The sequence below is a fragment of the Variovorax sp. RO1 genome, from assembly GCF_002849325.1.
Classification (GTDB): domain Bacteria; phylum Pseudomonadota; class Gammaproteobacteria; order Burkholderiales; family Burkholderiaceae_C; genus Variovorax.
Genome location: NZ_PKMT01000007.1, coordinates 227,690 through 251,561, shown reverse-complemented (window position 1 = coordinate 251,561; position 23,872 = coordinate 227,690). Strand labels below are relative to the sequence as shown.

General features: G+C 67.8%; 24 protein-coding genes. 5 read left to right on the top strand and 19 right to left on the bottom strand.

All coding sequences use genetic code 11. The annotated features are described in order from the left end of the window. Window positions 1-17 precede the first annotated feature (17 nt). The 11 genes from CY658_RS28030 to CY658_RS27980 all read right to left on the bottom strand — a co-directional run bounded on the left by CY658_RS28030 (window position 18) and on the right by CY658_RS27980 (window position 8,401). Complete coding sequence (locus CY658_RS28030) at window positions 18-692, bottom strand: sigma-E factor negative regulatory protein (RefSeq protein ID WP_101493295.1); 675 nt, start codon at window positions 690-692, stop codon at window positions 18-20. Between the two features lie 17 nt (window positions 693-709). After that, window positions 710-1,384 carry an RNA polymerase sigma factor RpoE gene (gene rpoE / locus CY658_RS28025; RefSeq protein ID WP_225616939.1) on the bottom strand — a complete coding sequence of 225 codons (675 nt, stop codon included), beginning with the start codon at window positions 1,382-1,384 and terminating at the stop codon, window positions 710-712. Window positions 1,385-1,393: 9 nt separating this feature from the next. Further along, window positions 1,394-1,876, bottom strand: coding sequence for a hypothetical protein (locus CY658_RS28020; RefSeq protein ID WP_101493294.1), 483 nt, complete (start codon window positions 1,874-1,876; stop codon window positions 1,394-1,396). Between the two features lie 13 nt (window positions 1,877-1,889). Then, entirely contained in the window at window positions 1,890-3,134 is a 1,245-nt protein-coding gene (gene fabF, locus CY658_RS28015) for a beta-ketoacyl-ACP synthase II (RefSeq protein ID WP_099795561.1), read from the bottom strand. A 96-nt stretch (window positions 3,135-3,230) separates the two neighbouring features. Continuing rightward, a complete protein-coding gene (acpP, locus tag CY658_RS28010; protein ID WP_007830471.1) occupies window positions 3,231-3,470 on the bottom strand; it encodes an acyl carrier protein in 240 nt (79 codons plus the stop codon). A 100-nt stretch (window positions 3,471-3,570) separates the two neighbouring features. After that, a complete protein-coding gene (fabG, locus tag CY658_RS28005) occupies window positions 3,571-4,314 on the bottom strand; it encodes a 3-oxoacyl-ACP reductase FabG (RefSeq protein ID WP_101493293.1) in 744 nt (247 codons plus the stop codon). 32 nt (window positions 4,315-4,346) lie between these two features. Beyond that, window positions 4,347-5,300, bottom strand: a complete 954-nt coding sequence (gene fabD / locus CY658_RS28000; protein WP_101493292.1) for an ACP S-malonyltransferase — start codon at window positions 5,298-5,300, stop codon at window positions 4,347-4,349. A 51-nt stretch (window positions 5,301-5,351) separates the two neighbouring features. Next, complete coding sequence (locus CY658_RS27995) at window positions 5,352-6,329, bottom strand: beta-ketoacyl-ACP synthase III (RefSeq protein ID WP_099795559.1); 978 nt, start codon at window positions 6,327-6,329, stop codon at window positions 5,352-5,354. After that, on the bottom strand, window positions 6,329-7,426 hold the full coding sequence (gene plsX, locus CY658_RS27990) for a phosphate acyltransferase PlsX (protein WP_101493291.1): 1,098 nt from the start codon (window positions 7,424-7,426) through the stop codon (window positions 6,329-6,331). The genes CY658_RS27995 and plsX overlap by 1 nt, the downstream gene beginning before the upstream one ends. Window positions 7,427-7,487: 61 nt before the next feature. Continuing rightward, entirely contained in the window at window positions 7,488-7,670 is a 183-nt protein-coding gene (gene rpmF, locus CY658_RS27985; protein ID WP_007830466.1) for a 50S ribosomal protein L32, read from the bottom strand. Between the two features lie 173 nt (window positions 7,671-7,843). Then, the gene (locus CY658_RS27980; protein WP_101493290.1) at window positions 7,844-8,401 is read right to left on the bottom strand and encodes a YceD family protein; all 558 of its coding nucleotides are present in this window, start codon (window positions 8,399-8,401) and stop codon (window positions 7,844-7,846) included. 86 nt (window positions 8,402-8,487) lie between these two features. Between CY658_RS27980 and CY658_RS27975 the strand changes: the two genes are divergently transcribed. Genes CY658_RS27975 through CY658_RS27965 form a run of 3 tightly spaced genes read left to right on the top strand, consistent with a single transcriptional unit; the run spans window position 8,488 to window position 10,999 of the window. Next, a complete protein-coding gene (locus CY658_RS27975) occupies window positions 8,488-9,069 on the top strand; it encodes a Maf family protein (protein WP_101493289.1) in 582 nt (193 codons plus the stop codon). Further along, window positions 9,066-9,833 carry an SAM-dependent methyltransferase gene (locus CY658_RS27970; protein WP_101493288.1) on the top strand — a complete coding sequence of 256 codons (768 nt, stop codon included), beginning with the start codon at window positions 9,066-9,068 and terminating at the stop codon, window positions 9,831-9,833. Before CY658_RS27975 ends, CY658_RS27970 begins: the two co-directional genes overlap by 4 nt. A gap of 2 nt (window positions 9,834-9,835) precedes the next feature. Further along, window positions 9,836-10,999, top strand: coding sequence for an MFS transporter (locus CY658_RS27965; protein ID WP_101493287.1), 1,164 nt, complete (start codon window positions 9,836-9,838; stop codon window positions 10,997-10,999). A gap of 10 nt (window positions 11,000-11,009) precedes the next feature. Here CY658_RS27965 and CY658_RS27960 read toward each other — a convergent pair whose 3' ends face one another. From CY658_RS27960 to CY658_RS27945, 4 genes are all read right to left on the bottom strand, one after another. Beyond that, window positions 11,010-12,050 (bottom strand): S49 family peptidase, encoded by a 1,041-nt coding sequence (locus CY658_RS27960; RefSeq protein WP_101493286.1) that lies wholly within the window; start codon window positions 12,048-12,050, stop codon window positions 11,010-11,012. 1 nt (window position 12,051) lies between these two features. Further along, a complete protein-coding gene (locus CY658_RS27955) occupies window positions 12,052-12,420 on the bottom strand; it encodes a Rieske (2Fe-2S) protein (RefSeq protein WP_062475569.1) in 369 nt (122 codons plus the stop codon). A 75-nt stretch (window positions 12,421-12,495) separates the two neighbouring features. Further along, the gene (locus tag CY658_RS27950; protein ID WP_101493285.1) at window positions 12,496-13,179 is read right to left on the bottom strand and encodes an HAD family hydrolase; all 684 of its coding nucleotides are present in this window, start codon (window positions 13,177-13,179) and stop codon (window positions 12,496-12,498) included. Next, window positions 13,172-14,272, bottom strand: a complete 1,101-nt coding sequence (locus CY658_RS27945; RefSeq protein ID WP_101493284.1) for an RluA family pseudouridine synthase — start codon at window positions 14,270-14,272, stop codon at window positions 13,172-13,174. Before CY658_RS27945 ends, CY658_RS27950 begins: the two co-directional genes overlap by 8 nt. Before the next feature lie 548 nt (window positions 14,273-14,820). Between CY658_RS27945 and CY658_RS27940 the strand changes: the two genes are divergently transcribed. After that, window positions 14,821-18,051 (top strand): Rne/Rng family ribonuclease, encoded by a 3,231-nt coding sequence (locus CY658_RS27940; protein WP_101493283.1) that lies wholly within the window; start codon window positions 14,821-14,823, stop codon window positions 18,049-18,051. Window positions 18,052-18,112: 61 nt separating this feature from the next. Here CY658_RS27940 and CY658_RS27935 read toward each other — a convergent pair whose 3' ends face one another. Continuing rightward, window positions 18,113-18,991: a LysR family transcriptional regulator gene (locus CY658_RS27935; protein ID WP_101493282.1), complete on the bottom strand. Its 879-nt coding sequence runs from the start codon at window positions 18,989-18,991 to the stop codon at window positions 18,113-18,115. 110 nt (window positions 18,992-19,101) lie between these two features. Here CY658_RS27935 and CY658_RS27930 point away from each other — a divergent pair, with 110 nt between their 5' ends. Continuing rightward, entirely contained in the window at window positions 19,102-20,670 is a 1,569-nt protein-coding gene (locus CY658_RS27930) for an MFS transporter (RefSeq protein WP_101493281.1), read from the top strand. Window positions 20,671-20,701: 31 nt separating this feature from the next. Here the strand turns inward: CY658_RS27930 and CY658_RS27925 are convergent, their stop codons facing one another. From CY658_RS27925 to CY658_RS27915, 3 genes are read right to left on the bottom strand one after another with little or no spacing between them, the layout of a single operon-like run. Further along, window positions 20,702-21,988, bottom strand: coding sequence for a heme biosynthesis protein HemY (locus CY658_RS27925; RefSeq protein WP_101493280.1), 1,287 nt, complete (start codon window positions 21,986-21,988; stop codon window positions 20,702-20,704). 7 nt (window positions 21,989-21,995) lie between these two features. Beyond that, a complete protein-coding gene (locus CY658_RS27920) occupies window positions 21,996-23,102 on the bottom strand; it encodes a uroporphyrinogen-III C-methyltransferase (protein WP_101493279.1) in 1,107 nt (368 codons plus the stop codon). Beyond that, the gene (locus tag CY658_RS27915; RefSeq protein WP_101493278.1) at window positions 23,099-23,869 is read right to left on the bottom strand and encodes a uroporphyrinogen-III synthase; all 771 of its coding nucleotides are present in this window, start codon (window positions 23,867-23,869) and stop codon (window positions 23,099-23,101) included. Before CY658_RS27915 ends, CY658_RS27920 begins: the two co-directional genes overlap by 4 nt. Window positions 23,870-23,872: the final 3 nt, after the last annotated feature.

The window sequence follows — 23,872 nt, the reverse complement described above, 5'->3', positions numbered from 1 at the left end:
CGGCGACGGGCGCGCGTTCAGCGCGTGGGGCCCTCGAAGGTGGCGTTGCGCAGGAAACCGGACGGCATTTGCGAGGCACCACCAGCCTGCTGGTGAGCTTCAAGCAACTGATCCAGGCGCGGATCGCGCAGCATGACCTGCGGATTGCCGTTGCCGACCAGCACACGGGTCGGCGTCAGGGCACCATTGCCGGGCAACGCGCTGCCACCGGCAGCGGCCGCCAGCACCGAATTCGCCACGGGCGGTTGCACCGCGGCCAGTTGGGCACCGCCGTTTGGCACCGCGGCGCCGTTGCCGACCAGCGTCCAGCTGATGGCCGCCACGGCCATCAACGACGCGGCGCCCGCCACCAGCTTCCATCGGAACACCGGCTCGTTGGCTGCCTCGGCGCGTTGCCGCATGGGCATCGCGGCCGGCACGGCGGCGAACGGCGCCACGGCCGCAGGAGGAGCGATCACGACCGGCTCTTCGGCAAGCCGCTGCTGAAAACGCGCCAGGAAGGCCGACGTGTCGCTGCAGCGCGTATGCGCCGACGAGCGCAGCACATCGCCCACCACGTGGTACGCGTGCCATGCGTCGCGCGAGTCGTCTTCGCCGCAGACGGATTCGATCGCACGCGCGAACGCTTCGCCCTGCAAATGGCCGTCCGCGAGTGCGGACACCTGTTCCCGAACCGTCATCGTCTGATTCATGTCATTCACCTGCTGATCTACCAACGCTTGCCGGACTGGTTGTCCAGCAGCGGCTTGACCCTGGCCGAAATGGCCTCGCGCGCCCGGAAAATACGCGAACGCACCGTGCCGATCGGACAATCCATGACCTCGGCAATCTCTTCGTAACTCATCCCCTCGATCTCGCGCAGCGTGACCGCCTGGCGCAACTCGGTGGGGAGCGCTTCCATGGCAGCCTCGACGGCACTGGCGATTTCGTTCGCCGCCATGACCGATTCGGGGGTTTCATCGGTGGTTGGTTCGTTTCCGGGACGGTAAGTTTCATCTTCGTCGTCCGAGGACGAACGCAGTGCGCTTTCGGAGACGGTCGGATCGCGCTTCATGTCCACCAGCGCCTTCTTGGCGGTGTTCACCGCGATCCGGTACAGCCAGGTGTAGAACTGCGCCTCGCCGCGGAACTGGTGCAGCGCGCGGTAGGCGCGAATGAAGGTTTCCTGGGCGATGTCCTCGACCAGGTCGACGTCGCGCACCATGCGCCCGATCAGGCGTTCGATGCGGCGCTGGTACTTGATGACCAGCAGCTCGAATGCCTTCTGGTCGCCCGCGACGGTGCGCTGGACCAGCTGGAAGTCGACCTCACCCGGGCGCGGCGCCTCCGCAGCCCCATCGGGCAGCACAGACTCCGGGGGCACGGGCGGCAAGGAAGTGGTCATCGAAACGGGTCAGGGCGCATCGGCCGGAGCGGTCGCGCGCCAGGGGTCGTCGGCCGGCTCAGCCGCCGGGGGCCGCGCATAAACCGCGCGGCGCACGTCGCGCCAGCGTTCGGGCATGGCCCGCTGCTCGAGCCAGACCCAGCGCGCCGCACGGCCGGGTTCGGCCAGGCGGATCAGCAGCAACGACTGGAAATCGAGCGCCACGACAGCGCGCGCAGCGAGCACGCCACGCGACGGATCCGCACCAGTCAGCGACCAGTGCAATCCGTCGAAATGCAGCGTGGCCGCACCGTCCCTCCGCAGGCCGAAACCCGCGGCGACACCAGAAAAGACGACGCTGAGCAGCAGCAGCAACTGGCGCCAGCCATTGCTATCGAACAGATAGCAGGCCGCGCCCGCGCAGCAGACGCCCAGGGTCCAAAGGGCCAGAAGAATCCGGGTCGCGCCGCGGGTGCGCCCCACCGGATAGGTCACCGACGGTGCGCTGTGCATGAAAGAGCGACGCTCAAGCGCGCTTGAACACCAGCGTACCGTTGGTACCGCCGAAGCCGAAGTTGTTCTTGACCGCGACATCGATCTTCAGATCGCGCGCCTCGTTGGCGCAGTAGTCGAGATCGCACTCCGGATCCTGGTTGAAGATGTTGATGGTCGGCGGGCTCTTCTGGTGATGCAGAGCCAGCACCGTGAACACCGATTCGATGCCGCCCGCGCCGCCCAGCAAGTGGCCGGTCATGGACTTGGTCGAATTCACGACGAGCTTCTTCGCGTGATCGCCGAAGGCGAGCTTGACCGCGTTGGTCTCGTTGAGGTCACCGATCAGCGTCGAGGTGCCGTGCGCGTTCAGGTACTGAACCTCGTCGGCGTTGACACCCGCATTGGCTAGCGCCATCGCCATCGAACGGCGGGGGCCGTCGACGTCGGGGGCGGTCATGTGGTACGCGTCGCCGGTCATGCCGAAGCCCGAGACTTCGGCGTAGATCTTGGCGCCGCGCGCCTTGGCGTGTTCGTACTCTTCGAGCACCAGCACGCCGGAGCCCTCGCCCAGCACGAAGCCGTCGCGGTCCTTGTCCCACGGGCGCGAGGCCGTGGCGGGATCGTCGTTGCGCGTGCTCAGCGCGCGAGGCGCGGTGAAGCCACCGATGCCGAGCGGAGAGATGGTCGATTCGGCGCCGCCCGCAATCATGACGTCGGCATCGCCGTACTCGATCATGCGTGCCGACGTGCCGATGGCATGCAGGCCGGTGGTGCAGGCGGTGACCACGGCGATGTTCGGGCCCTTGAAGCCGTACTTGATCGACACGTGGCCCGAGATCATGTTGATGATCGATGCCGGCACGAAGAACGGCGAAATGCGGCGCGGGCCGCGGCTCGCGTATTCGCCATGCGTCTGTTCGATCATCGGCAGACCGCCGATGCCCGAACCGATGTTGCAGCCGATGCGCACGGCCTTTTCATAGGGCAGCGCGTCGCCGGTCGGCAGTCCGCTGTCCTGCACCGCCTGGATGGCGGCGGCGAGTCCCAGATGAATGAAGCGGTCCATGTGACGCGCTTCTTTCTCCGAGATGTATTGGGTGATGTCGAAACCCTTGACCTCACCGGCGAACTTGCAGGCGAAGGCGCTTGCATCGAACGCGGTGATGTTCGCAATGCCCGACTTCCCGGCCAACAGGTTGGTCCAGGATTCGGTTGCGGTGTTTCCGACAGGAGCGATGCAACCGAGTCCGGTCACGACGACGCGGCGTTTGGTCATGCCGGCAAACCTTTCTGGAAGCGCTGGACAGCTGCCGATCGGCGCGGGCGGTTGATAAAAGAGCCGCCGGCCGTCGTTGCAGTGTCAGCTGGCCGGTCAGGCCTTTTGATTCTTGGTGGCGTAGTCGACGGCGTTTTGCACCGTCGTGATCTTCTCTGCGTCTTCGTCCGGGATCTCGATGCCGAACTCGTCTTCGAGTGCCATCACGAGTTCGACCGTGTCGAGCGAGTCAGCGCCGAGGTCGGCCACGAAAGCCTTTTCGTTCGTCACTTGGGACTCTTCCACGCCGAGCTGCTCGGCGATGATTTTCTTGACACGTGCTTCGATATCGCTCATTTGATTCCCTCTAAGGGTTGTAGGTAACTGGTGGATTTTAGCCGGGCGGCCCGTGGCATTTGCCCCGGGCTCCGGTACGGAAAAAGATTGCGCCTTTCGGCTACATATGCATGCCGCCGTTGACGTGCAGTTCCTGCCCCGTCACGTACGAGGCCTGCGGCGATGCAAGGTAAGCCACTGCATGCGCGATGTCGGCCGGCTTGCCCAGGTGGCCCAACGGGATCTGCGAGAGCAGCGCCTGTTGCTGGGCTTCCGGCAGGCTGGCCGTCATGTCGGTTTCGATGAAGCCCGGCGCGACGCAGTTGACCGTGATGTTGCGGCTGCCGAGTTCGCGGGCCAGCGCACGGGTCATGCCCGACACGCCGGCCTTGGCGGCCGCGTAGTTGGCCTGGCCGGCATTGCCGGACGCGCCCACCACGCTCGTGATGCTGATGATGCGGCCGTAGCGCTGCTTCATCATCGGGCGGATCACCGCGCGAGAGAGGCGGAACACGGCCTTGAGGTTGGTGTCGAGCACCGCATCCCAGTCGTCGTCCTTCATGCGCATGGCGAGCGTGTCGCGCGTGATGCCGGCGTTGTTGACCAGCACGTGGATCGCGCCGTAAGCCTGCACGATCTCGTCGATCAGGGCTTCGACGGCCGCGCCGTCGTTCACGTCGAGCGCACGGCCGCGGCCGCCGAATGCGCTCAGCGCCTGGGTGATCTTGGCGGCGCCGTCGTCGGTGGTGCCAGTGCCCACGACCTTGAGGCCGCGCTGCGCCAACTCAAGCGCAATGGCAGCGCCGATGCCGCGCGTTGCGCCGGTGACCAGGGCGACCTGGCCTTCGAATTTGGGAATGCTCATAAAAGAGAAAGAGTATCGGTGCCTGGCGGCGTTCAGCCGGCGAGCGATTGTCGGACGTCCGCGAGGGTGGCCGGGTCGTACACCGACGCGGCGTCCAGTTCGGGGGCAATGCGCTTCACCATGCCGGCCAGCACCTTGCCGGGACCGCACTCGATGATGGCGGCTACACCGCGCAGTTTCAAGGCCTGAACACTTTCGACCCAGCGCACCGGGCCCGCGGCCTGGCGCACCAGGGCGTCGCGGATGCGGTCGAGGTCGGTCTCGACAGCCACGTCGATGTTGTTGAGCACCGGAATCTGCGGTGCGGCCAGCGCCACGCTCGCGAGCTTCTCGCGCAGGGCTTCGGCCGCTGGCTTCATCAGGCTCGAATGGAACGGCGCCGACACCGGCAGCGGCAGCGCGCGCTTGGCGCCATTGGCCTTCAGCAGTTCGCAGGCCTTATCGACCGCGGCCTTGCTGCCAGCGATGACGGTCTGCATCGGATCGTTGAAATTCACGGCCTCGACCACCTCGGCACTGCCGGCACCGAAGGTGGCGGTGGCTTCCGCGCAACCGGCAATGACCTTGTCCGACGCCATACCGAGAATCGCCGCCATCGCGCCGACGCCGACGGGTACGGCCTGCTGCATGGCCTGCGCACGGAAACGCACCAGCGGTGCGGCCTGCGCGAGCGTCAACACGCCCGAGGCGACCAGCGCCGAATATTCGCCCAGCGAATGGCCAGCCACGACGGACGGCGTGGCGCCGCCCTCGGCCAGCCAGGCGCGCCATGCGGCCACACCGGCCACCAGCATCACGGGTTGCGTGTTGGTGGTGAGCGCCAGCTCTTCCTTCGGACCGTTCTTGATCAGTGCACCGATGTCTTCGCCCAGCGCTTCGGAAGCTTCGCGCAGGGTCTCGGCCACAGCCGGGTGATCACCCCAGGCGTCGAGCATGCCGACCGCCTGCGAGCCCTGACCCGGAAAGACAAAAGCAAAGGATTTCATTGTTGTTTCTTCGTCACCGCGCCGACGCCCGCTCCGGGGCGCCGCGACGCACTACAGATTCAATAGCACCGCGCCCCAGGTGAAGCCACCGCCCACGCCTTCGAGCATGAGGGTCTCACCCTTTTTCACCTTGCCGGAACGCACAGCTTCGTCGAGCGCCAGCGGGATCGAGGCGGCCGAGGTGTTGCCGTGCTCGTGCACCGTGACGACCAGCTTCTCGCGTGGCAGCTTCAGCTTCTTGGCCGTGCCTTCCATGATGCGGATGTTGGCCTGGTGCGGGATCAGCCAATCGATGTCGGCCTCGGTCTTGCCGGCCTTGGCGAGCGTAGCGCGCGCGGCTTCTTCGAGCACACGGACCGCCAGCTTGAAGACGGCCTGGCCGTCCATGTGCAGCAGCGGCGTGCCGAGCACGTTGCCGCCCGACACATGGCCCGGCACGCACAGGATGCCGACGTGCTTGCCGTCCGCATGCAGGTCGCTGGCCAGGATGCCGGGCTCGTCGGAAGCCTCGAGCACCACCGCGCCCGCGCCATCACCGAACAGCACGCAGGTGGTGCGGTCGTTGAAGTCGAGGATGCGGGAGAACACTTCGGCGCCGATCACCAGCGCGCAGCGTGCGGTGCCCGTGCGGATCATGGCGTCGGCCACCGTCAGTGCGTAGACGAAACCGCTGCAGACCGCCTGCACATCGAAAGCCGGGCAGCCGGCGATGCCGAGCTTGTGCTGGAGGATCGCGGCCGACGACGGGAACACCATGTCTGGCGTCGAGGTCGCGACGATGATCAGGTCGACGTCGCTCGCCTTGCGGCCGGCGGCTTCCAGCGCGTGCTTCGCGGCTTCGAGGCCGAGATCGCTGCTGTTGACATCGGGCGCCGCGAAGTGGCGCGCGTGAATGCCGGTGCGCTCGACGATCCACTGATCGGAAGTTTCGATGCCGCGTGTCGCCAGATCCTTGGCAAGGTCGTCATTGGTGACGCGGCGTGGGGGCAGGTAGCTGCCGGTGCCGGTAATGCGCGAAAAAGGGGTCATCAAGCGTGAAGGGCTGTCGCGTCGGCCGGCGCCGCCGACTCCTGCCGCGCGAGCAATGGCGCGGCGTGGGCGATGCGGGCCCGCACGCGATCGAGCAGGTTGTTGCGAGCGGCATCATAAGCGCGATCCAACGCATGACCGAAAGCCACTTCGTCGGCCGAGCCATGGCTCTTGAACACCAGCCCGCGCAAGCCCAAAAGGGCTGCGCCGTTGTAACGCCGGTGATCCAGACGACCTTTGAACGCTTTTAGAACCGGGTAAGCGACAACTGCCACCAATTTGGTGAAAATGTTCCGCGAGAATTCGACGCGAATAAACTCGCCGATCATCGAAGCGACGCCCTCGCTGGCCTTCAGCGCCACATTGCCGACAAATCCATCGCACACGACGATGTCGGTCGTGCCCTTGAAAATATCGTTGCCCTCTACGTTGCCGTAGAAGTTCAGATCCTTGGAATTGGCAGCCGCACGCAGCAGTTGGCTCGCCTTCTTGATGGTTTCGCTGCCCTTGATGGCTTCTTCGCCAATATTGAGCAAACCCACCGAAGGCGATTCGTTGCCAGTCAGCGCCGAAACGAGCGCGGAGCCGAGCACGGCGAACTGGAGCAGGTCTTCGGCATCGCAGTCGACGTTCGCACCGAGGTCGAGCACGGTGGTCGCCCCGCCCTTCACATTCGGAAGCTGGGGCGCAATGGCAGGACGATCAATGCCATCGAGCGTTTTCAGCAGATAGCGTGCAATCGCCATCAATGCGCCCGTGTTGCCGGCAGATATGGCCGCTTGCGCAGTGCCATCCTTGACCTGCTGAATCGCAACGCGCATCGAAGAGTCCTTCTTCTTGCGCAAGGCAATTTCGATGGGATCGTCCATGCCGACCACTTCGCTGGCCGGCACAATGCGGGCGCGCGGATGGTCGGCAAATGCTGCCAGTGCGGCCGGCGCACCGACCAGCAGCAACGAAGCTTCGCTGTGCCGCTCGAGAAACGCGCGGCAGGCCGCAAGCGTAACGCGCGGCCCATGGTCGCCCCCCATGCAATCCACGGCGAGCGTGATTGCAGCGGGCGCAGCAGTGGGTTCGGGAGAAAAAGGCGCAGCCATCAAAACAAAGGCCCGACGCTACAGCAAAAGTAGCTTCGGGCCTTGGCCTTGGGGTTCGAGATCAGGCTTCGGACTTGTTCTTGAGCACCTGACGGCCACGGTAGAAACCGTTGGGGCTGATGTGGTGGCGCAGGTGCGTTTCGCCAGTGGTCGGCTCCACGGCGATGCCGGGAACAACCAGAGCGTTGTGTGAACGGTGCATGCCGCGCTTGGAAGGCGACTTTTTGTTTTGCTGGACGGCCATGATGGCTCCTGGACGGTTAGGTGGGTGACTGGATGCGGGCTCAAGCGGTGGCAATGAGGCGAAAGCTCCGGCGGCATGCATGGAATGCCACGTTCTGCCTTTGCCTTGTATGCATTGCTGCTCACGGCGGCGCGCGCGAAGCCCATGATTATAGCCTAGCCGCAGAGAAAGGGCTACTTGCCCTCTTCGGGCTTGCGCGGACGCAACGCACCGAGCACGGCAAAGGGGTTTGGTTTGGCCTCTTCGGCCGCCTGGAAATCGTCGTCGCTCGACGACAGGCGAACCGGTGTCGGGCACACGTCGTGGACCGGCGTGGTGGGAATTTCCATCAGCAGCTCGTCCTCGATGAGCTCGCGCAAATCGAAATCGCGGCTGATGACCAGCAGGTCTTCGTCGGACTCGTCGTCTTCCGCCTCGGCTGTGGCCTCGTCGGCCACAAAACGGAACCAGCGATCGACAAACAGTTCGGTATCGACCGGCGACAGGCAGCGCTGGCACACCAGCGGCACGGTGGTTTCGACGTCCAGGTGGAGCCAGGACGTCGCCTTGCCGTCGACGCCGGGGCGCTCCTCGCCGGTCGCTTCCCAGCGGACCATCGCGTCGGCGGCCGGCGTTGCCAGTTCAGCGACGAGGCGCGCAAAGCCCGGAACCGGGTCGTCGCCTTCCAGCGTGGCGGCCGCCGCGGTGAACGCGGGCACATTGAGCCTTTCGGGGGCAAATTCTCTCTTCATCCGTCCCAGTCTAGCCTGCCGGCCTGCTTCCCAGGCGAGCAACCCACCGGACGGGTCGGGTCCGGGCGCTCACGCACAATCGCTTCATGCAACGCACCGTGATCCTCGCCTCGACCTCGCGCTACCGCCGCGAACTGCTCAACCGCCTCCATCTGCCCTTCGAGGTGCACGCCCCCGACGTCGACGAAACCCCGCATGCCGGCGAAACGCCCCGCGCGCTGGCCGAGCGCCTGGCGCTGGAAAAGGCCAACGCCGTGGCCGTGCGCTTTCCCGACGCGGTGGTGATCGGCTCCGACCAGGTCGCCGACCTGGCGGGCGAAGCGCTCGGCAAGCCCGGCGACCACGCACTGGCCACCACCCAATTGCGCCGGATGCGCGGCCAGACGCTGATCTTCCAGACCGCCGTGGCCGTCGTCTGCCATGCGACGGGCTTCGTCCAGCGCGACATCGCCCCCGTGCGCGTGGTGTTCCGCGACCTCTCGGACGCCGCCATCGAGCGCTATCTATTAGCGGAACAGCCCTACGACTGCGCCGGCAGCGCCAAGAGCGAGGGCTTCGGCATCGCGTTGCTCGACGCCATCGACAGCGACGACCCCACCGCGCTGGTCGGCCTACCTCTGATCCGCACCTGCCGGATGCTGCGCGCCGCGGGGGTCGACCTGCTGTGACCACAAAAGGCAAGCTCTACCTCGTCCCCGCGCCGCTCGATTTCGGCTGCGATCTCCAGGCACCGCTGCAGGACGCCCTGCCGCTGGGCACGCTGCAGACAGCCGCCGGCATCACGCATTGGATCTGCGAGAACGCCAAGTCGGCGCGCGCCTACCTGAAGCGCATCGACGCGATCGCCCCACTGGCCGCGCCGCTTCAAGCCCAGAACATCCAGGAACTGCCGCGCGAAGTGCACAAGAAAGGCGACCACGCGGGCCAGTTCGACGCCCGCCCGCTGCTGGCCGCCGCGCTCGAAGGCCATGACGTTGGCCTGCTGAGCGAAGCCGGCATGCCCGCCGTGGCCGACCCGGGCTCGTCGGTGGCACGCGCCGCGCACGACCTGGGCATCACCGTCGTCCCGCTCACCGGACCGGTGTCTTTGCTTCTGGCCCTGGCCGCGAGCGGCCTGAACGGACAGAACTTCGCCTTCGTCGGCTACCTGCCGCAGGACGGCGGCGAGCGCCAGACGCGCATCCGCGAGCTCGAGGCGCTCGCACTCAAGACCGGCCAGACCCAGCTCTTCATCGAGACGCCGTACCGCAACGCCGCCTTGCTGCAGGCACTGGTGCAGACACTGCAGCACAACACCCGCCTCGCCGTCGCGCGCGGCCTGACGCTGGCGACCGCGCAGGTGCGCAGCGAGACGGTGAAGGCCTGGCGCGCTGCCAAGCCACAGGCCACGACCGACGAGCGCCTGCCCGCCGTGTTCGCGATCGGGCGCTGACGGTGGGGCCGGGCGTCACCGCTGGTACGCGCTGGGCGTCGCGCGCCCAGTTCTTTGCGTCGGGCTTCATCTTTGCGACCTGGGGCGTGCACGTGCCGACGGTCAAGGCGCACTACGCCATCGACGAGGCGCAGCTCGGGCTCGCCATGCTTGCAGCGGGCGCCGGCGCGATGGTCGGCCTGACCAGCGCCGGGCGCTGGATCGGCCGCCACGGCCCGCGCCGCATGGCCGCGCTCTGCGGCTGCATCTACGCACTGCTGATCGCCGGCCTCATCGCGATGCCGGGCTACGCCGCGCTGCTGGGCCTGTTGGCGGTGTTCGGCCTTGTCACCAGCGTGTTCGACGTGGCGATCAATGCCGAGGCCGCGCAGCTCGAACTGCGCGGCAACCAGCCACTGATGAGCGGCATGCACGGCATGTTCAGCCTCGGCGGCATGGTCGGCGCCGCGAGCGGCAGCGCGGCGCTGGCCGCCGGCATGGCGCCGCAGACGCACCTGTGGACCGTGGCCGTGGCGATGATCGGCCTGATCGCGATCGCGTCGACACGCATGCTGCCCACGCCGATCGCGCCCGCTGACGGCGCGGCCGCAGCAGACCACGGCTTTCGCCTGCCGCGTGGCGTGCTCGCGGTGCTCGGCGTGCTGGCCGCGCTGGGGCTGATCGCCGAGGGCGCCATCTACGACTGGAGCGTGCTCTACATGCAGCAGGAACTGGGCAGCCCGCAGCAACAGGCCGCGCTGGCCTATGCGAGTTTTTCCGCCGCGATGGCGGCCGCGCGTTTCGGTGGCGATGCGATGCGCGCCCGCTTCTCACCGACCGCATTGCTGCGCGGCAGCGGCCTGCTCGCGGCGGCGGCCATGACACTGGTGCTGCTGACCGACCTGCCCTGGCTCGCATTGCTGGGCTTCGCGGGCGTCGGCGTCGGGTTCGCGAACGTGGTGCCGATTCTGTTCGGGGCCTCGGCCCGCGTGCCGGGCGTGGCGCCCGCCAACGGCATTGCTGCCGTGTCGGCCATCGCCTATCTGGGGTTCATGGCAGGGCCCGCGGTGATCGGCCTGCTGGCGCGGGTCAGCTCGCTGACCGCCGCGCTCTATGTGGTGGTCGCCTTTGCCGCCGCGCTGGCGGCATCGGCCAAATTCACCGGAAGCGGCGACAGCGCCACTTAAAAAGCCGCACTCAGCGCAGCGCCGGCGAGGTCTTCAGCGCACTCACCGAAGCCGCACCCATGGCGGCGCCGAACTTCTTGGCCAGCTTCTCGGCCACGTTGTCGCGGCGCGTGTAGTCGATGACTTCCTCGGCCTTGATCACCTCGCGTGCCACGAAGTCGACATTGCCCAATTGGTCGGCCAGGCCGAACTCGACAGCCTGCTCGCCACTCCAGAAGAGTCCGCTGAACAGGCCCGGGGTGTCGAGCTTGAGGCGGTCGCCGCGGCCCGTCTTCACGACGTTGATGAACTGCGTGTGGATCTGGTTGAGCATCGTCTGGGCGTGCGCGCGCTGCGCGTCGCTCATGGGGCTGAACGGGTCGAGGAAGCCCTTGTTCTCGCCAGCCGTCAGCAACCGGCGCTCGACGCCGACCTTTTCCATCACGCCGGTGAAACCGAAGCCGTCCATCAGCACGCCGATGCTGCCGACGATGCTGGCCTTGTCGACGAAGATCTTGTCGGTGGCGGCAGCGATGTAGTACGCCGCCGAGGCGCAGGTTTCTTCGACCACCGCATAGACCGGCTTCTTGTGCTTGGCCTTCAGACGCCGGATCTCGTCGTTGATGATGCCGGCCTGTACCGGGCTGCCGCCCGGCGAGTTGATCAGCAGCACCACGCCCTTGGCGCCCTCGTCCTCGAAGGCCGTCTTCATGGCGGCGATCACGAACTCGGCGCTGGCGTCGCCGCCGTTGGCGATTTCGCCCTTGATCTCGACGACGGCCGTGTGGGCCGTGGTCTTGGCGGTGCTGGGCGTGCTGCGCGAGAACGCGAACCACGCCAGGAACACGAAGAAGGCCAGCCAGCCCAGGCGCACGAAGGTCTTCCAGCGGCGCGTGGCCTTCTGCTCATTCAGGGAGGCAAAAGCGAGTTTTTCGAGGGTGGCGCGCTCCCACCCGGGGCGCTGCGTGGGATCTTGGGCCATGGTGCGGGAGCTGTCTTGAGATGTCGTAAGGGGGACGGCCGGCTCCAGCGGTTCGAAACCTTGTGGTTCCCTGCGGTTCGGATCGGTCATGTCAGAAGGAAAGAGGTTGAAGGTTCCAGTCAGTATGCCAGTGCACCACGCCGTCTTCTTCGCTCAGCGCGATCTTCACGAGCCCGCCGCGGCACGGCCCGCCCGCGCATTCGCCGGTGTCGGGCTTGTAGACGGCGCCGTGGGTGGCGCACAGCAGCCACTGGCCGCTGTCGTCGAAGAAGCGGTCGGGCTGGAAGTCCATCTCCATCGCCACGTGGCTGCAGCGGTTGAGGTACGCATGCGGCAGGCCCTCGAAGCGCACCGCGAAGGCGCGGCAGGTTTCGCCGCCGTGGACCACGTCGAAGGGCACGGCGTTGCCGCCCTCGACCAGGTCCGAGGCGTTGCACAACGGGATGCGCTGATCGCTCATAGATATACCTTCGTGCTTCGCACTGCGGTGCGAGCTTGCTTGGGGCGGCCCGGCGCGGCGCTCATGCGGCACCCCTCAGGCGTTGTCGAGCAGCCAGGCCTGCAGCTCGGCGATCGACTGCGCCACGTACAGCGGCTTGAATTCATCGAAGGTCGACGACGCGTGCGCGCCGAAGCCCACGCCCACGCTGGCGCAGCCGGCGTTCTGCGCGAGCTGCAGATCGTGCGTGGTGTCGCCGATCATCAGCGTGCGCTCGGCCGGCACGTCGAGCTCTTCCATGAGTTCGAGCAGCATGCGCGGATGCGGCTTGCCGAAGGTTTCGTCGGCGGTGCGCGAGGCGTCGAAGCGGTCGCGCAGCGCCACCGTCTTCAGGGCCTCGTTGAGACCGCGGCGCGACTTGCCCGTGGCCACGGCCAGCTTGTGACCGCGCGCGCGCAGCGCATCGAGCATCGGCAGCACACCGTCGAACAGCACGAGGTCGTCCTGGTGCTGCAGGAAGTGGTAGCGGTAGCGGGCGCCGAGTTCGGGGTACTTTTCTTTCGGCACATCGGGCGCCGCGCGCGCGAGCGCCTCGGCCAGGCCCAGGCCGATCACCCAGGCGGCATCGTCCTCGCTGGGCTTGGCGCCTCCGACATCGACCACGGCCGCCTGGATGCAGCGCACGATCAGGCGGGTGGAGTCGTAGAGCGTGCCGTCCCAGTCGAAGGCGATCAGGTCGAAGCGAGGGGGACGTGCAGGACGGGCGGAAGAATCAGTCATGGGCCGTGGGAGTGGGGTGTTGGGCCATCGCCTCGAGCGCCGCACGCGACATCAGTGCATGCAGCTCGGGCGGCAGTCCGGCCTGCAGCGCGATGCGCTCGCCGCTGGCCGGGTGGTTGAATTGCAGCCGCCACGCATGCAGGAACATGCGCTTGAGGCCGAGCTTCTGCAGGGCACGCTGCCGATCGGACTCGCCGTACTTGTCGTCGCCGGCAATCGGATGCCCGGCCGAGGCCAGGTGCACGCGGATCTGGTGGGTGCGCCCCGTCTTGATGGTCACGGCCAGCAAGGACAGCGGTGTGGCGTCGCCCGGCAGGCTGAGGCGGGCCAGCACGCGCACCAGCGTGATGGCGCGCATCGCGTCGGGGTGGTCCTTGGCGACCACGCGGACGCGGCGTTCGCCCACACCGGCGCCCGAGCCGTCGGGCAGCAGGTACTTGGCCAGCGGCGCGTCGAGCACCTTCTTGTTGGCGGGCCAGTCGCCTTCGACCAGCGCCAGGTAGGTCTTGCCGGTTTCGCGCTCGCGGAACTGGTCCTGCAATGCCACCAGCGCGCTGCGCTTCTTGGCGACCAGCAGGATGCCGGAGGTTTCGCGGTCGAGCCGGTGCACAAGTTCCAGAAACTTGGCGCCCGGGCGTGCCGTGCGCAATTGCTCGATCACGCCGAAGCTCACGCCGCTGCCGCCATGCACCGCGACACCGGCCGGCTTGTCGATGGCCAGCACCGCCTCGTCTTCGAGCAGCACCGGAAACTCGCGCGCCGGCGCGGGCGGCGTGGCGCCCTCTTCGGCGCGCGGCGAAATCCGCACGGGCGGAATCCGGACCTGGTCGCCGTCTTCGATGCGGGTGTCGGCCTGGACACGGCCCTTGTTGATGCGCACCTCGCCCGACCGGATGATCCGGTAGACGTGTGTCTTCGGCACGCCTTTCAGATGGCGAAACAGGAAATTGTCGAGCCGCTGCCCAGCGGATTCGGCGTCGACAGTCAGGAAGTGGATGGCCGCGTGCGGCGTGCCGGCGTCGGCGCCCGCAGGTCGATCCGCGGGATTTGGAGCCCCCGTGGGGCTTTTCTTCGCACCTATAATGTTTTTCACCAGCGCGGTCGTGTAAGTGCTTGATTAGACAGAAGTTTAGAGCACTGACGACCATGCTGTGAGGTCGATGCCGCTTTGGCGTCCAGCCCGCAAACCCCGCGCAATCGCGCAAAGTGGCAGGCCAGGCACCCAAGTCAAGCCGACACCCACGAAACACCGATACGGAATACCCAGCCTGCAGCTTCCAAGCTGCAGGCGGATCGAAGCGAGTCCCTTGTTGTGTTGATGCTGCTGATTCAAATATGCCTGCGCTGGTCGACCTGGTTTCGACCAGTCGCCTCAGGCATTGAATTGCCCGCAGTGCGCGCCACCCTTGCGCAACCGGCTGTCAATAAGACAGCCACCCAACACCGAATCTGGCTCGCGCCCATCCACGCGCCCCCACCCCGGCTGTCTTCTTGAGCTGACGCTCAAGAGGCCTGCTCGCGCCTGGCGCGGCAGTCACAGCATCCGGGGCCAAGCGGCAATTCCCTGGTTTCGCGGGCGTCGTCCGTGCATCGTTGGCTCGTCATGAGCCGGTAGAACGATACATATAAGGACAACGCATCATGAAGCGGATGCTGATCAATGCCACGCAGCCGGAAGAACGGCGCCTGGCCATCGTCGACGGGCAAAAGCTCCTCGACTACGAAATCGAAATCGAAGGGCGCGAACAGCGCAAGGGCAACATCTACAAAGCGGTCGTGACCCGCGTCGAGCCTTCGCTCGAAGCCTGTTTCGTCGACTACGGCGAAGACCGCCACGGCTTTCTGCCGTTCAAGGAAATCTCCAAGCAGTATTTCGCCGAAGGCGTGTCGGCCAGCCAGGCCCGCATCCAGGACGTGATCCGTGAAGGCCAGGAACTCACCGTCCAGGTCGAAAAGGAAGAACGCGGCAACAAGGGCGCCGCCCTCACCACCTTCATCTCGCTGGCCGGCCGCTATGTCGTGCTGATGCCGAACAACCCCCGTGGCGGTGGCGTGTCGCGCCGCATCGAGGGTGACGACCGCGCCGAGCTCAAGGAGGCGATGGACCAGCTCGAGTACCCGAAGGGCATGAGCATCATCGCGCGCACCGCCGGCATCGGCCGCTCGGCGCCCGAACTCCAGTGGGACCTGAACTACCTGCTCAAGCTGTGGACCGCCATCGACGGCGCCGGCAAGGGCGGCAAGGGCGCCTTCCTGATCTATCAGGAATCGTCGCTCGTGATCCGCGCCATCCGTGATTACTTCAATCACGACATCGGCGACATCCTGATCGACACCGACGACATCTACGACCAGGCGCAGCAGTTCATGGCGCACGTCATGCCCGAGCATGCCGCCCGCGTGAAGCGCTACCGCGACGATGCGGCCCTGTTCAGCCGCTTCCAGATCGAGCACCAGATCGAGTCGGCCTACGCCCGCACCGTGCAGCTGCCCTCGGGCGGCGCCATCGTGATCGACCACACCGAAGCACTGGTCTCGGTCGACGTGAACTCGGCCCGCGCCATCAAGGGCGGCGACATCGAAGAAACCGCCACCCGCACCAACCTCGAAGCCGCCGACGAAGTGGCCCGCCAGATGCGCCTGCGCGACCTGGGCGGCCTGATCGTCATCGACTTCATCGACATGGACGAGTCGAAGAACCGCCGCGAAGTCGAAAGCCGCCTGCGCGACGCGCTGCGCCAAGACCGCGCCCGCGTGCAGTTCGGTTCGATCAGCAAGTTCGGTCTGATGGAAATGAGCCGCCAGCGCCTGAAGCCGGCGCTGTCCGAAGGTTCGTCGATCCCCTGCCCCCGTTGCGGCGGCTCGGGCCACATCCGCGACACCGAATCGAGCGCGCTCCAAATCCTGCGCATCATTCAGGAAGAGTCCATGAAGGACAACACGGCCGCCGTGCATGTGCAGGTGCCCGTGGAAGTCGCTTCGTTCCTGCTGAACGAAAAGCGCCCTGAAATCGCCAAGATCGAGCTCAAGCAGCGCGTCACCGTGCTGATGGTGCCCAACAAGACGCTCGAAACGCCGAACTACAAGCTCGAGCGCCTGAAGCACGACGATCCGCGTCTCGACCACATCGAAGCCAGCTACAAGATGGCCGACGAGATCGAAGACCCGACCTCGGTCACGCGCCGTTCGCAAGAACCCACCAACAAGCAGACGCCGGTCATCAAGGGCGTGCTGCCCGACGCACCCGCGCCGGTGGTGCCGCCCAAGCCCGAAGCGGTGCGCGCAACTGCGCCCGCCCCGGCACCGGTGGCCCCGCCCGTGGTGGCCGCTCCGGCCCCGGCACAGACCGGCTTCATGGCCTGGATCAAGAGCTTCTTCGGCGGCTCGCCGGCCACCGCACCGGCGCCTGCGCCGAGCGCGATTCCGGTCGAAGCACCGAAGCCCCGCCGTGACGGCGGCCGTGGTGCAGGCCGTGACGGCGAAACGCGCGGTGCGCGCGGCGCCGACGGCGAACAGCGCCGCGGCGGACGCGGCGGCGAAGGCCGTGGCGAAGGCGGCGGCCGTTCGGGTGGACGCGACGGCGAGCGCCGTGGCGGACGCGGCGGTGAGCGCCGTGAAGGCGGCGGTGAACGCCGCGGCGAGGCTCGCAACACCGAGCAGCGCAACGACAGCACCAACCCGGCACGCGAACCGCGCGAAGCACGTGAAGCACGCGCCCCGCGTGACGGCGAACAGCGCCGTGGCGGTCGCGGCGAGCGCCGCGAAGGTGGCGAAGGCCGCAACGCGCCGGCCGAAGCCCTGCTCGACGGCAACCTGAACCTCGACGCCCAGCAACAGCAGCCGGCACCCGGCGGCGACGACAACGGCAATGCCGCAGCGGAACGCGCACCCCGCGCCCGCGGCGAGCGCCGTGAACGTGGCGAGCGTGGTGAACGTGGCGGCGACCGCAACGACCGCGGTGAACGCAGCGGCGACGCGCAGCAGCAACAGCCGCGCGACGACGAGGCAGCACCCGCCGGCGACGGCGAGCGCCAGCCCCGCAACGGCCGTGGCGACGAGTCGCGCGGCCCGCGCGGTGAGCGCAACGACGGCCGCCGCGAGCGCCGCAACGACGCGCCTGCAGCCAACGAAGGCGACGCACGCGTGGCCGAATCGGCTGCCGCTGGCGATGCCGAGCAAGGCAACAACGAAGGCAACGAGCAGCAAGCCCCGCGCCGCGAAGGCGAAGAGCGCCGTGGCCGCTCGCGTGACCGTTACGGCCGTGACCGCCGCGAACGCGGTCCGCGTGACGACGCCGGCAACGGTGGCAACGAAGCCAATGCCGCAGAAGCCGCACCGGTCGCCGAAGGCGCCGTGGCAGCCGAAGCCCAGGCCGAGCGCCAGCCGCAGGAGCAACTGCCGCTGGTGTCGGAAGCCGCTGCAGTGGTCGCCGCGACTGAAGTGCGCGAAGTGCGTGAACCCGCACCGCAAGTGCAGGAGCAGCCGCGCTTCGAGCGCCCCGTTGCGCCCGCACCGGCACCTGTCGCCGCACCCATCGTGGTCGAAACGGCTGCCAAGCCCGCAGCAGCAGCGCCCGCCAGCAACGGCCGCGCACTGCCCAAGGTGCAGTCCTTCGAACTGCCGCTGAACGAACTCGCGCAGATCGCCGAGAGCTCGGGCCTGCAGTGGGTCAACTCGGATGCCGACCGCATCGCGCAAGCGCGCGCCGCGATGGCCGCCGAGCCGAAGCCGGTGCATGTGCCACGCGAGCGCCCGCCGGTGATCGTGCTCGACGAAGGTCCGCTGGTGCTGGTCGAAACCCGCCGCGACCTCGGTTCGATGGCGCTGCCGTTCGAACAGCAGCAGCCGCAGGAACAGCAGCGCTCGCTCTGAGCCCTGCTTCCTCGCAAGTAAAAACGGCGCCTTCGTGGCGCCGTTTTTTTTGCTTCGGAGTTCAGGCCTGCTGCGGCGCCGCCTCGACGCCGGGCAGGTCCGGCATCTCCAGGATCAGTTGCCCGAAGCGGCAGGCGCACGGCGTCTTGCCGTTCTCGCTCCAGATCAGCGAGAAGTTCACGCTCGGCAGCGGCGGCAGGCCGTAACGGCCGTCGACGATCTTCATGCCCGGCTCCACCTCCTCGCGCGTGAGCACCGTCACCGCAAGCCCCGCCAGCACCGCCGCGCGAATGCCCTGCGGGCTGGCCGAGGTAAAGACCACGTGCCAGTCGAGCGATGCCAGGTCGAGCGCCGAGCCGGCCACCTGCCGGTTGACGCAAGGCTTCGGAAAAAACGCCAGCGGCAGCGACGCGCCCTTCGGCGCCTCGAAGGTCTCGGCCGCGGCCCACACGAGCTGGGTGCGCCGCAGGCAGGTGCCCTCCACCACTTCGGGCGGGGACATCACGACCGCAAGGTCGAGTTCGCCGGCGCGGATGGCCGCGCGCAGGTCGATGTGCATGCTCACGCAGACCTCCATGCGCACCGCCGGGAACCCGCGCGCGAACTGCGAGAGCAGTGGCGGCAGTCGGTCGCCCATGAAGTTGTCCGGCACGCCGAAGCGCACCACGCCCGAGATCGGCGACGGCTGGAAGCGCCGCGTCATCGCGTCGAGCGTGTCGAGGATCTGCTGCGCGTAGCGCAGAAAGTCTTCCCCGTCTTCGGTCACCGTGAGGCGGCGCGTCGTGCGGTGCAGCAGCGGCCGGCCCACCTGTTCCTCGAGCTTGCGGATCTGGTGGCTGATGGCCGACTGGGTCAGGTGCAGGCGCTCGGCGGCGCGCGTGAAGCCGCCGGTTTCCTTGACGGCCACGAAGGCGCGCAACAGCGTGGGGTCGAAGTCCATGGCGATCCTGGATAAATGATGGTTCCTAATGAATTCTAGGAAATCAAATCATTTCCATCATGAAGAGGGTTTCAACAGAATCAGCTGAACCTCTTCTGGAAAGCTGCTCGATGCCTCTCTCTCCCGCCGGCAAGAACCGGATCGCCCTGTCCGCGGTCTGCCTCATTGCCTTGATGTTCGGCCTGGAAATCTCCAGCGTGCCGGTCATTCTTCCCACGCTCGAAAAATCACTGCACGGCGACTTCAGCGACATGCAGTGGATCATGAACGCCTACACCCTCGCCTGCACCACGGTCTTGATGGCGGCCGGCACCGTGGCCGACCGCTACGGCCGCAAGCGCGTGCTGATCGTCGGCGTCGTGCTGTTCGGCCTCACCTCGCTGACGTGCGGCATCGCAGGCAACGCATCGGTGCTGATCGTCAGCCGCTTCCTGCAGGGCCTGGCCGGCGGCGCGATGCTGATCTGCCAGCTCGCGGTGCTGTCGCACCAGTTCCAGGAGGGCAAGGAGCGCAGCAAGGCCTTCGCCATCTGGGGCGTGGTGTTCGGCATGGGGCTGGGCTTCGGGCCGATCGTCGGCGGCGCGATCGTGGCGCTGTCGAGCTGGCAATGGGTGTTCCTGGTCCACGTGCCGCTGGCCGTGGTGGCGCTGGCGCTGGTTCTGGGCAGCGTGGAAGAGTCCAGCGACCCCGACGCGAAACGGCTCGACCTGCCGGGCATCGTCACGCTGTCGCTCGCGGTGTTCGGCCTCACCTACTTCATCACGCAGGGGCCGGGCCTCGGCTTCGGGAGCCCCGTGGCCATCGGCATCCTCGTGGCCACGCTCGTCAGCTTCGCCGTGTTCGTGTGGGTCGAAAAGATCAACCCGCACCCGATGTTCGATTTCTCGGTCTTTCGCATCCGCAATTTCTCGGGCTCGATCGTCGGCTCCATCGGCATGAACTTCAGCTTCTGGCCGTTCATGATCTACCTGCCGATCTACTTCCAGAGCGGCCTCGGCTACGACGCCGTCACGGCCGGCTCGGCGTTGCTGGCCTACACGCTGCCCACGCTCGTGCTGCCGCCGCTGGCCGAGCGCCTGTCGATGCGCTACCGGCCCGGCGTGGTCATTCCCGCGGGGCTGTTCGTGATCGGGCTCGGCTTCATCGCGATGCGCTGGGGCAGCGGCGTGGCGCACGCAAGCTGGCTCACGCTGCTGCCCGGCTGCCTGCTGGCCGGCATCGGGCTGGGCCTGACGAACACGCCCGTCACCAACACCACCACCGGCTCGGTGTCGAGCGCGCGCGCAGGCATGGCCTCGGGCATGGACATGAGCGCGCGGCTGATCACGCTGGCCATCAACATCGCGCTGATGGGGTTCCTGCTGCTCGAAGGCATTCATGCGCACCTGAAGAGCGCCCTGTCCACGTCGCTCGATGCGGTGCAACTGCGCGCGCTGGCAGAGAAGGTCGCGGCAGGCAGCTTCGCGTCGCTGCCCGAGAGCTTTCCGGCGCTGTCGCAGGCCGATCCGTCGGGCGCCGTCGTGCATGCCGCGCTGGTGCAGAGCTTCGGATGGGTGATGCTCTACGGCGGCATCGGGGTGTGGGTGCTGGCCGGTCTCAGCCTGCTGATCTTCGGCAACGGCAAGCCATCGGTGCAAACAGCGGGCCTGACGGCCGCCAAGGAATCCGCGTGCTCCTGAGGCCAGGACGCACGACGGACCCAGCCAACGCTCAGGGCGTGTTGTCGATCTGCGCCGCGCGCTTCCACGCGTCGGCGGCTTGCGCGTGGTCATCGCGCGCCTCGGCCAGCTGGGCCAGCGCGAGCCAGGCGCGCCGGTAGAGGTCGGGGTCCTGCAAGCCGAGCCCGGCCTGTGTGAGCAGCTGCTGGGCCTTGCCCCACAGCTGGCGCTTCATGCAGGCCATGCCGGCGAGGTACTGCAGGTTCGGGTCGCGCGGGTTGTTGCGCTGTGCGCTTTCGATGCGTGCGAGCCAGTCGGCGTCGACCGAGTCGAGCCCGGCTTCGAGCGCGCGCGTGAGCTTCACGCGCAGCGCATCGCCGAGGCCGCGCGGGTTCGCCACCATGCGCTCCCAGGCCGGCAGCAGCCAGCCGCGCGCCAATGCCAGGTCGCCGCGCAGCGCGACCATGCGCTGGGCCGCGTGGATGGCCACCTCGGGCATCTGACGTTCGGCGGAATCGAGTTCGGACCACGCGCGCAGCAACTGCGCCGGATCGTGTGCGCCGGTCAGCAACTCGGTCGCGAGGCCGCGCACGATGCTTTGCGCCGCCGCGTCGGAAAAGGCGCGGTGCTTGGCCAGCAGGCGCGCGGTGTCGAGCGCTTCGACCGTGCGGCGGTCTTGCCGCGCGGCCTTGAGTCGCAGCCGCAGCGCCAGCGTGCGGCGCTGTGCGCCTTGTGGCAGTTCTTCGAGCCGTGCGAGTGCGGCCGTGGGGTCGCGGTCGTCGAGCGCCCAGCGTGCGGCGCGCAGTTGCACGCCTTCGCGGGTTTCCGGGCTCGCGAGCACGGTGCGGTCGGCGCTTTCGTTGAGGGCCTGCTGCAGGTGGGCGTCGCGCGCCGCCTTGTCCTGCAGGGCCTGCGCGCTTTCGGCGGCCAGCAGGTGCGACAGCACGCGCACTTGCTGCGCCTGCGGCAGTTCGGCGCCGAGCGCGGCCAGTGTCTTTTCTTGCGTGAGTGCGGCCTGTGCGGCCTTACGAGCGCGCGAGAAGCGGCCGGCAATCAGCTGCACCATTGCATCGAGCAAGGCGGAGTGCAGCATGCGTTCCTTCTGCTGCAGCCGCCAGTGGCGCGCCTGCGTGGGCAGCGAGAACAGTGCCGCGAGGGCGCGCAACGCGACGTGCAGCAGCACGAAGGTCAGCAGCAGGATCACGAGCACGAGGTTCAGCGAAAGGTCGACCCGCCACGGCGGCCAGAACACGGTGATCGTGCCCTGGTTGTTGCCTGCGAACAGCGCCACCGCCGCAGCGACGGCGAACAGCGCGAGGAGCCAGATTGCAGCGCGCATGAACGGATCAGCGCCCTGCGGCCGCGGTGGTCAGCGCAGCCAGTGTGTCGTCGATGCGCACCGGCTCCGTGCTGCGCGCGAGCTGCTGCAGTTGCTGCAGCTGCGTGGCGGCGGCCTGCGTGCGGCGCGAAGCCGGATCGAAATAACGGTTGAGCGACGCGGCCACCTGGCCCAGCTCGCCGCGTGCGGCGTCCATCTGACGCGACAGCAGCGACAGCCGCGCATTGAGCAGCTTGAGCTTGAGGTTCTCGCGCAGGAAGTACGACTGCTCGGGCGCCAGCAGCACCGCCTCGGGGCTTTCGATGCGGCCGACGCGCACCAGCGAGCGGGCCTCGCCGCGGATGGTCAGCAGCACGCGCTGCCACCAGGGCGCATCGGCGGGAATGGGTTCGGGACGCCAGGCGTTGACGCCGTTGCCGCGCACGGCCACTGCGTTGAGCGTGGGCAGGTCGTCCACGCTGCGCACCAGTTCGTCGAGCTTCTGCAGGGCTTCGGCGCTGTCGGTGCTGGCGCTGGTGCGCAGGCGGTCGGCATCGCGCTGCATGGCGCGCTGCACGGGCGCGAGCCGCGGTTGCGCGGCGCGTGCGATGCGCAGGTCGCCGGCCTTGAGCGCGGCGAGCAGCGGCTCGAGGCTGCCCGTGACCTGTGCCTGCTGCAGCGCGAGGCGCACGGCGGATTCGATGTCGATCACGAGGTTCTCGTCGCGTGAACGCGAGAGGCTTTGAATGAGTTCTTCGAGCTGCGAGCGCTGCAGCGTGACTTCGGCCACGCGGGTCTCGATGAGCGCCACGCGGGCGGCGGCGTCGCGCACCGTGTCGCTGGCCTGGCGAGCGAGCGTGCGCGCTTCCATCGACTGGGCGGTGGCCTCGGCGCTCTGGCGCGCGAGCTGTTCCTTCATGCCGCTGACCTTCTGCCACAGCGCGAGGGTCGACAGCAGCGCGATCAGCGCCACGAGGGCCACGAGGCCCACGCCGATGCGCGCCAGCAGCGTGGCTGCAGCCGCCTGGGCGGCGGGCGTCTGGTGCGGCGCCACCGTGGCGGGCACATGCGCCGTCGGGTGCGCCGTGGGGGCGGAAGGGGGAGAAAGGTCGTCGGACGGGGACGCGGCGCTCATGCGAAGGATTCTATCGACGCGATCAGCGCTTCCCGCAGGGGTGTGCAGACACGCAACGCCCCGAAACCCGCGGCCTGCGCGGCTTCGCCGATGCGCGCATGGGTGGCGATGGCGCGCGCGGCCTGCCACGACGTGCCCGGCAGTGCGCGCTGCAGGTTGCCGATGGCTTCCGAGCTGCTGAAGAGCCAGATGCCGTGTCCGGCAGCGGCGTCGGTCGCGATGCGGCGCTGCGCCTCGTCGAGCGCAGGTGCGAGGCGCCGGTAGGCCACGACGGTGTCGCGCACGCCGCCGGCGGCATCGATCTCCTGGGCGAGCCACTGGCGGCCGGCCGGCTGGCCGGCTTCGTCGCCGCCGCGCACGATGAGCACACGCACGCCCGGCGACACCTGCCCGTGCGCCAGCGCCCACAGCGCCTCGGAGTCGAAACGCGTGGCGCCGGGTGGCGGCGCGTCGATGGCGGCGGGCGGCACGCCGGCGCGCAGCAGCGCGCGCTCGGTGCCGGGGCCGGTGGCCCAGAAGCGGCAACCGGCGAGTGCCGAGGCGCCACGGTGCTGGAAGAAGTGATCGACGGCGGTGGCGCTCACGAACATCAGCGCCGCGTAGTCCGCGAGCCGCGCCCACGCGGCACGCAGCGGTGCCACATCGAGTGCAGGCGCGATGGCGATCAGCGGCAGCGCCACGGCCTCGAGACCGGCCGACTGGAAATCACGAACCCACGCCGCCGCTTCGTGCGCCGGCCGCGTGACGATGACAGGCCCCGCGCGCATCGC

Bases quoted from the DNA above. Each gene is read 5' to 3' on its own strand.
- CY658_RS28030 (WP_101493295.1), bottom strand. From the start codon at position 692: ATGAATCAGACGATGACGGTTCGGGAACAGGTGTCCGCACTCGCGGAC.
- rpoE (WP_225616939.1), bottom strand. From the start codon at position 1,384: ATGACCACTTCCTTGCCGCCCGTGCCCCCGGAGTCTGTGCTGCCCGAT.
- CY658_RS28020 (WP_101493294.1), bottom strand. From the start codon at position 1,876: ATGCACAGCGCACCGTCGGTGACCTATCCGGTGGGGCGCACCCGCGGC.
- fabF (WP_099795561.1), bottom strand. From the start codon at position 3,134: ATGACCAAACGCCGCGTCGTCGTGACCGGACTCGGTTGCATCGCTCCT.
- acpP (WP_007830471.1), bottom strand. From the start codon at position 3,470: ATGAGCGATATCGAAGCACGTGTCAAGAAAATCATCGCCGAGCAGCTC.
- fabG (WP_101493293.1), bottom strand. From the start codon at position 4,314: ATGAGCATTCCCAAATTCGAAGGCCAGGTCGCCCTGGTCACCGGCGCA.
- fabD (WP_101493292.1), bottom strand. From the start codon at position 5,300: ATGAAATCCTTTGCTTTTGTCTTTCCGGGTCAGGGCTCGCAGGCGGTC.
- CY658_RS27995 (WP_099795559.1), bottom strand. From the start codon at position 6,329: ATGACCCCTTTTTCGCGCATTACCGGCACCGGCAGCTACCTGCCCCCA.
- plsX (WP_101493291.1), bottom strand. From the start codon at position 7,426: ATGGCTGCGCCTTTTTCTCCCGAACCCACTGCTGCGCCCGCTGCAATC.
- rpmF (WP_007830466.1), bottom strand. From the start codon at position 7,670: ATGGCCGTCCAGCAAAACAAAAAGTCGCCTTCCAAGCGCGGCATGCAC.
- CY658_RS27980 (WP_101493290.1), bottom strand. From the start codon at position 8,401: ATGAAGAGAGAATTTGCCCCCGAAAGGCTCAATGTGCCCGCGTTCACC.
- CY658_RS27975 (WP_101493289.1), top strand. From the start codon at position 8,488: ATGCAACGCACCGTGATCCTCGCCTCGACCTCGCGCTACCGCCGCGAA.
- CY658_RS27960 (WP_101493286.1), bottom strand. From the start codon at position 12,050: ATGACCGATCCGAACCGCAGGGAACCACAAGGTTTCGAACCGCTGGAG.
- CY658_RS27955 (WP_062475569.1), bottom strand. From the start codon at position 12,420: ATGAGCGATCAGCGCATCCCGTTGTGCAACGCCTCGGACCTGGTCGAG.
- CY658_RS27950 (WP_101493285.1), bottom strand. From the start codon at position 13,179: ATGACTGATTCTTCCGCCCGTCCTGCACGTCCCCCTCGCTTCGACCTG.
- CY658_RS27940 (WP_101493283.1), top strand. From the start codon at position 14,821: ATGAAGCGGATGCTGATCAATGCCACGCAGCCGGAAGAACGGCGCCTG.
- CY658_RS27935 (WP_101493282.1), bottom strand. From the start codon at position 18,991: ATGGACTTCGACCCCACGCTGTTGCGCGCCTTCGTGGCCGTCAAGGAA.
- CY658_RS27930 (WP_101493281.1), top strand. From the start codon at position 19,102: ATGCCTCTCTCTCCCGCCGGCAAGAACCGGATCGCCCTGTCCGCGGTC.
- CY658_RS27925 (WP_101493280.1), bottom strand. From the start codon at position 21,988: ATGCGCGCTGCAATCTGGCTCCTCGCGCTGTTCGCCGTCGCTGCGGCG.
- CY658_RS27920 (WP_101493279.1), bottom strand. From the start codon at position 23,102: ATGAGCGCCGCGTCCCCGTCCGACGACCTTTCTCCCCCTTCCGCCCCC.
- CY658_RS27915 (WP_101493278.1), bottom strand. From the start codon at position 23,869: ATGCGCGCGGGGCCTGTCATCGTCACGCGGCCGGCGCACGAAGCGGCG.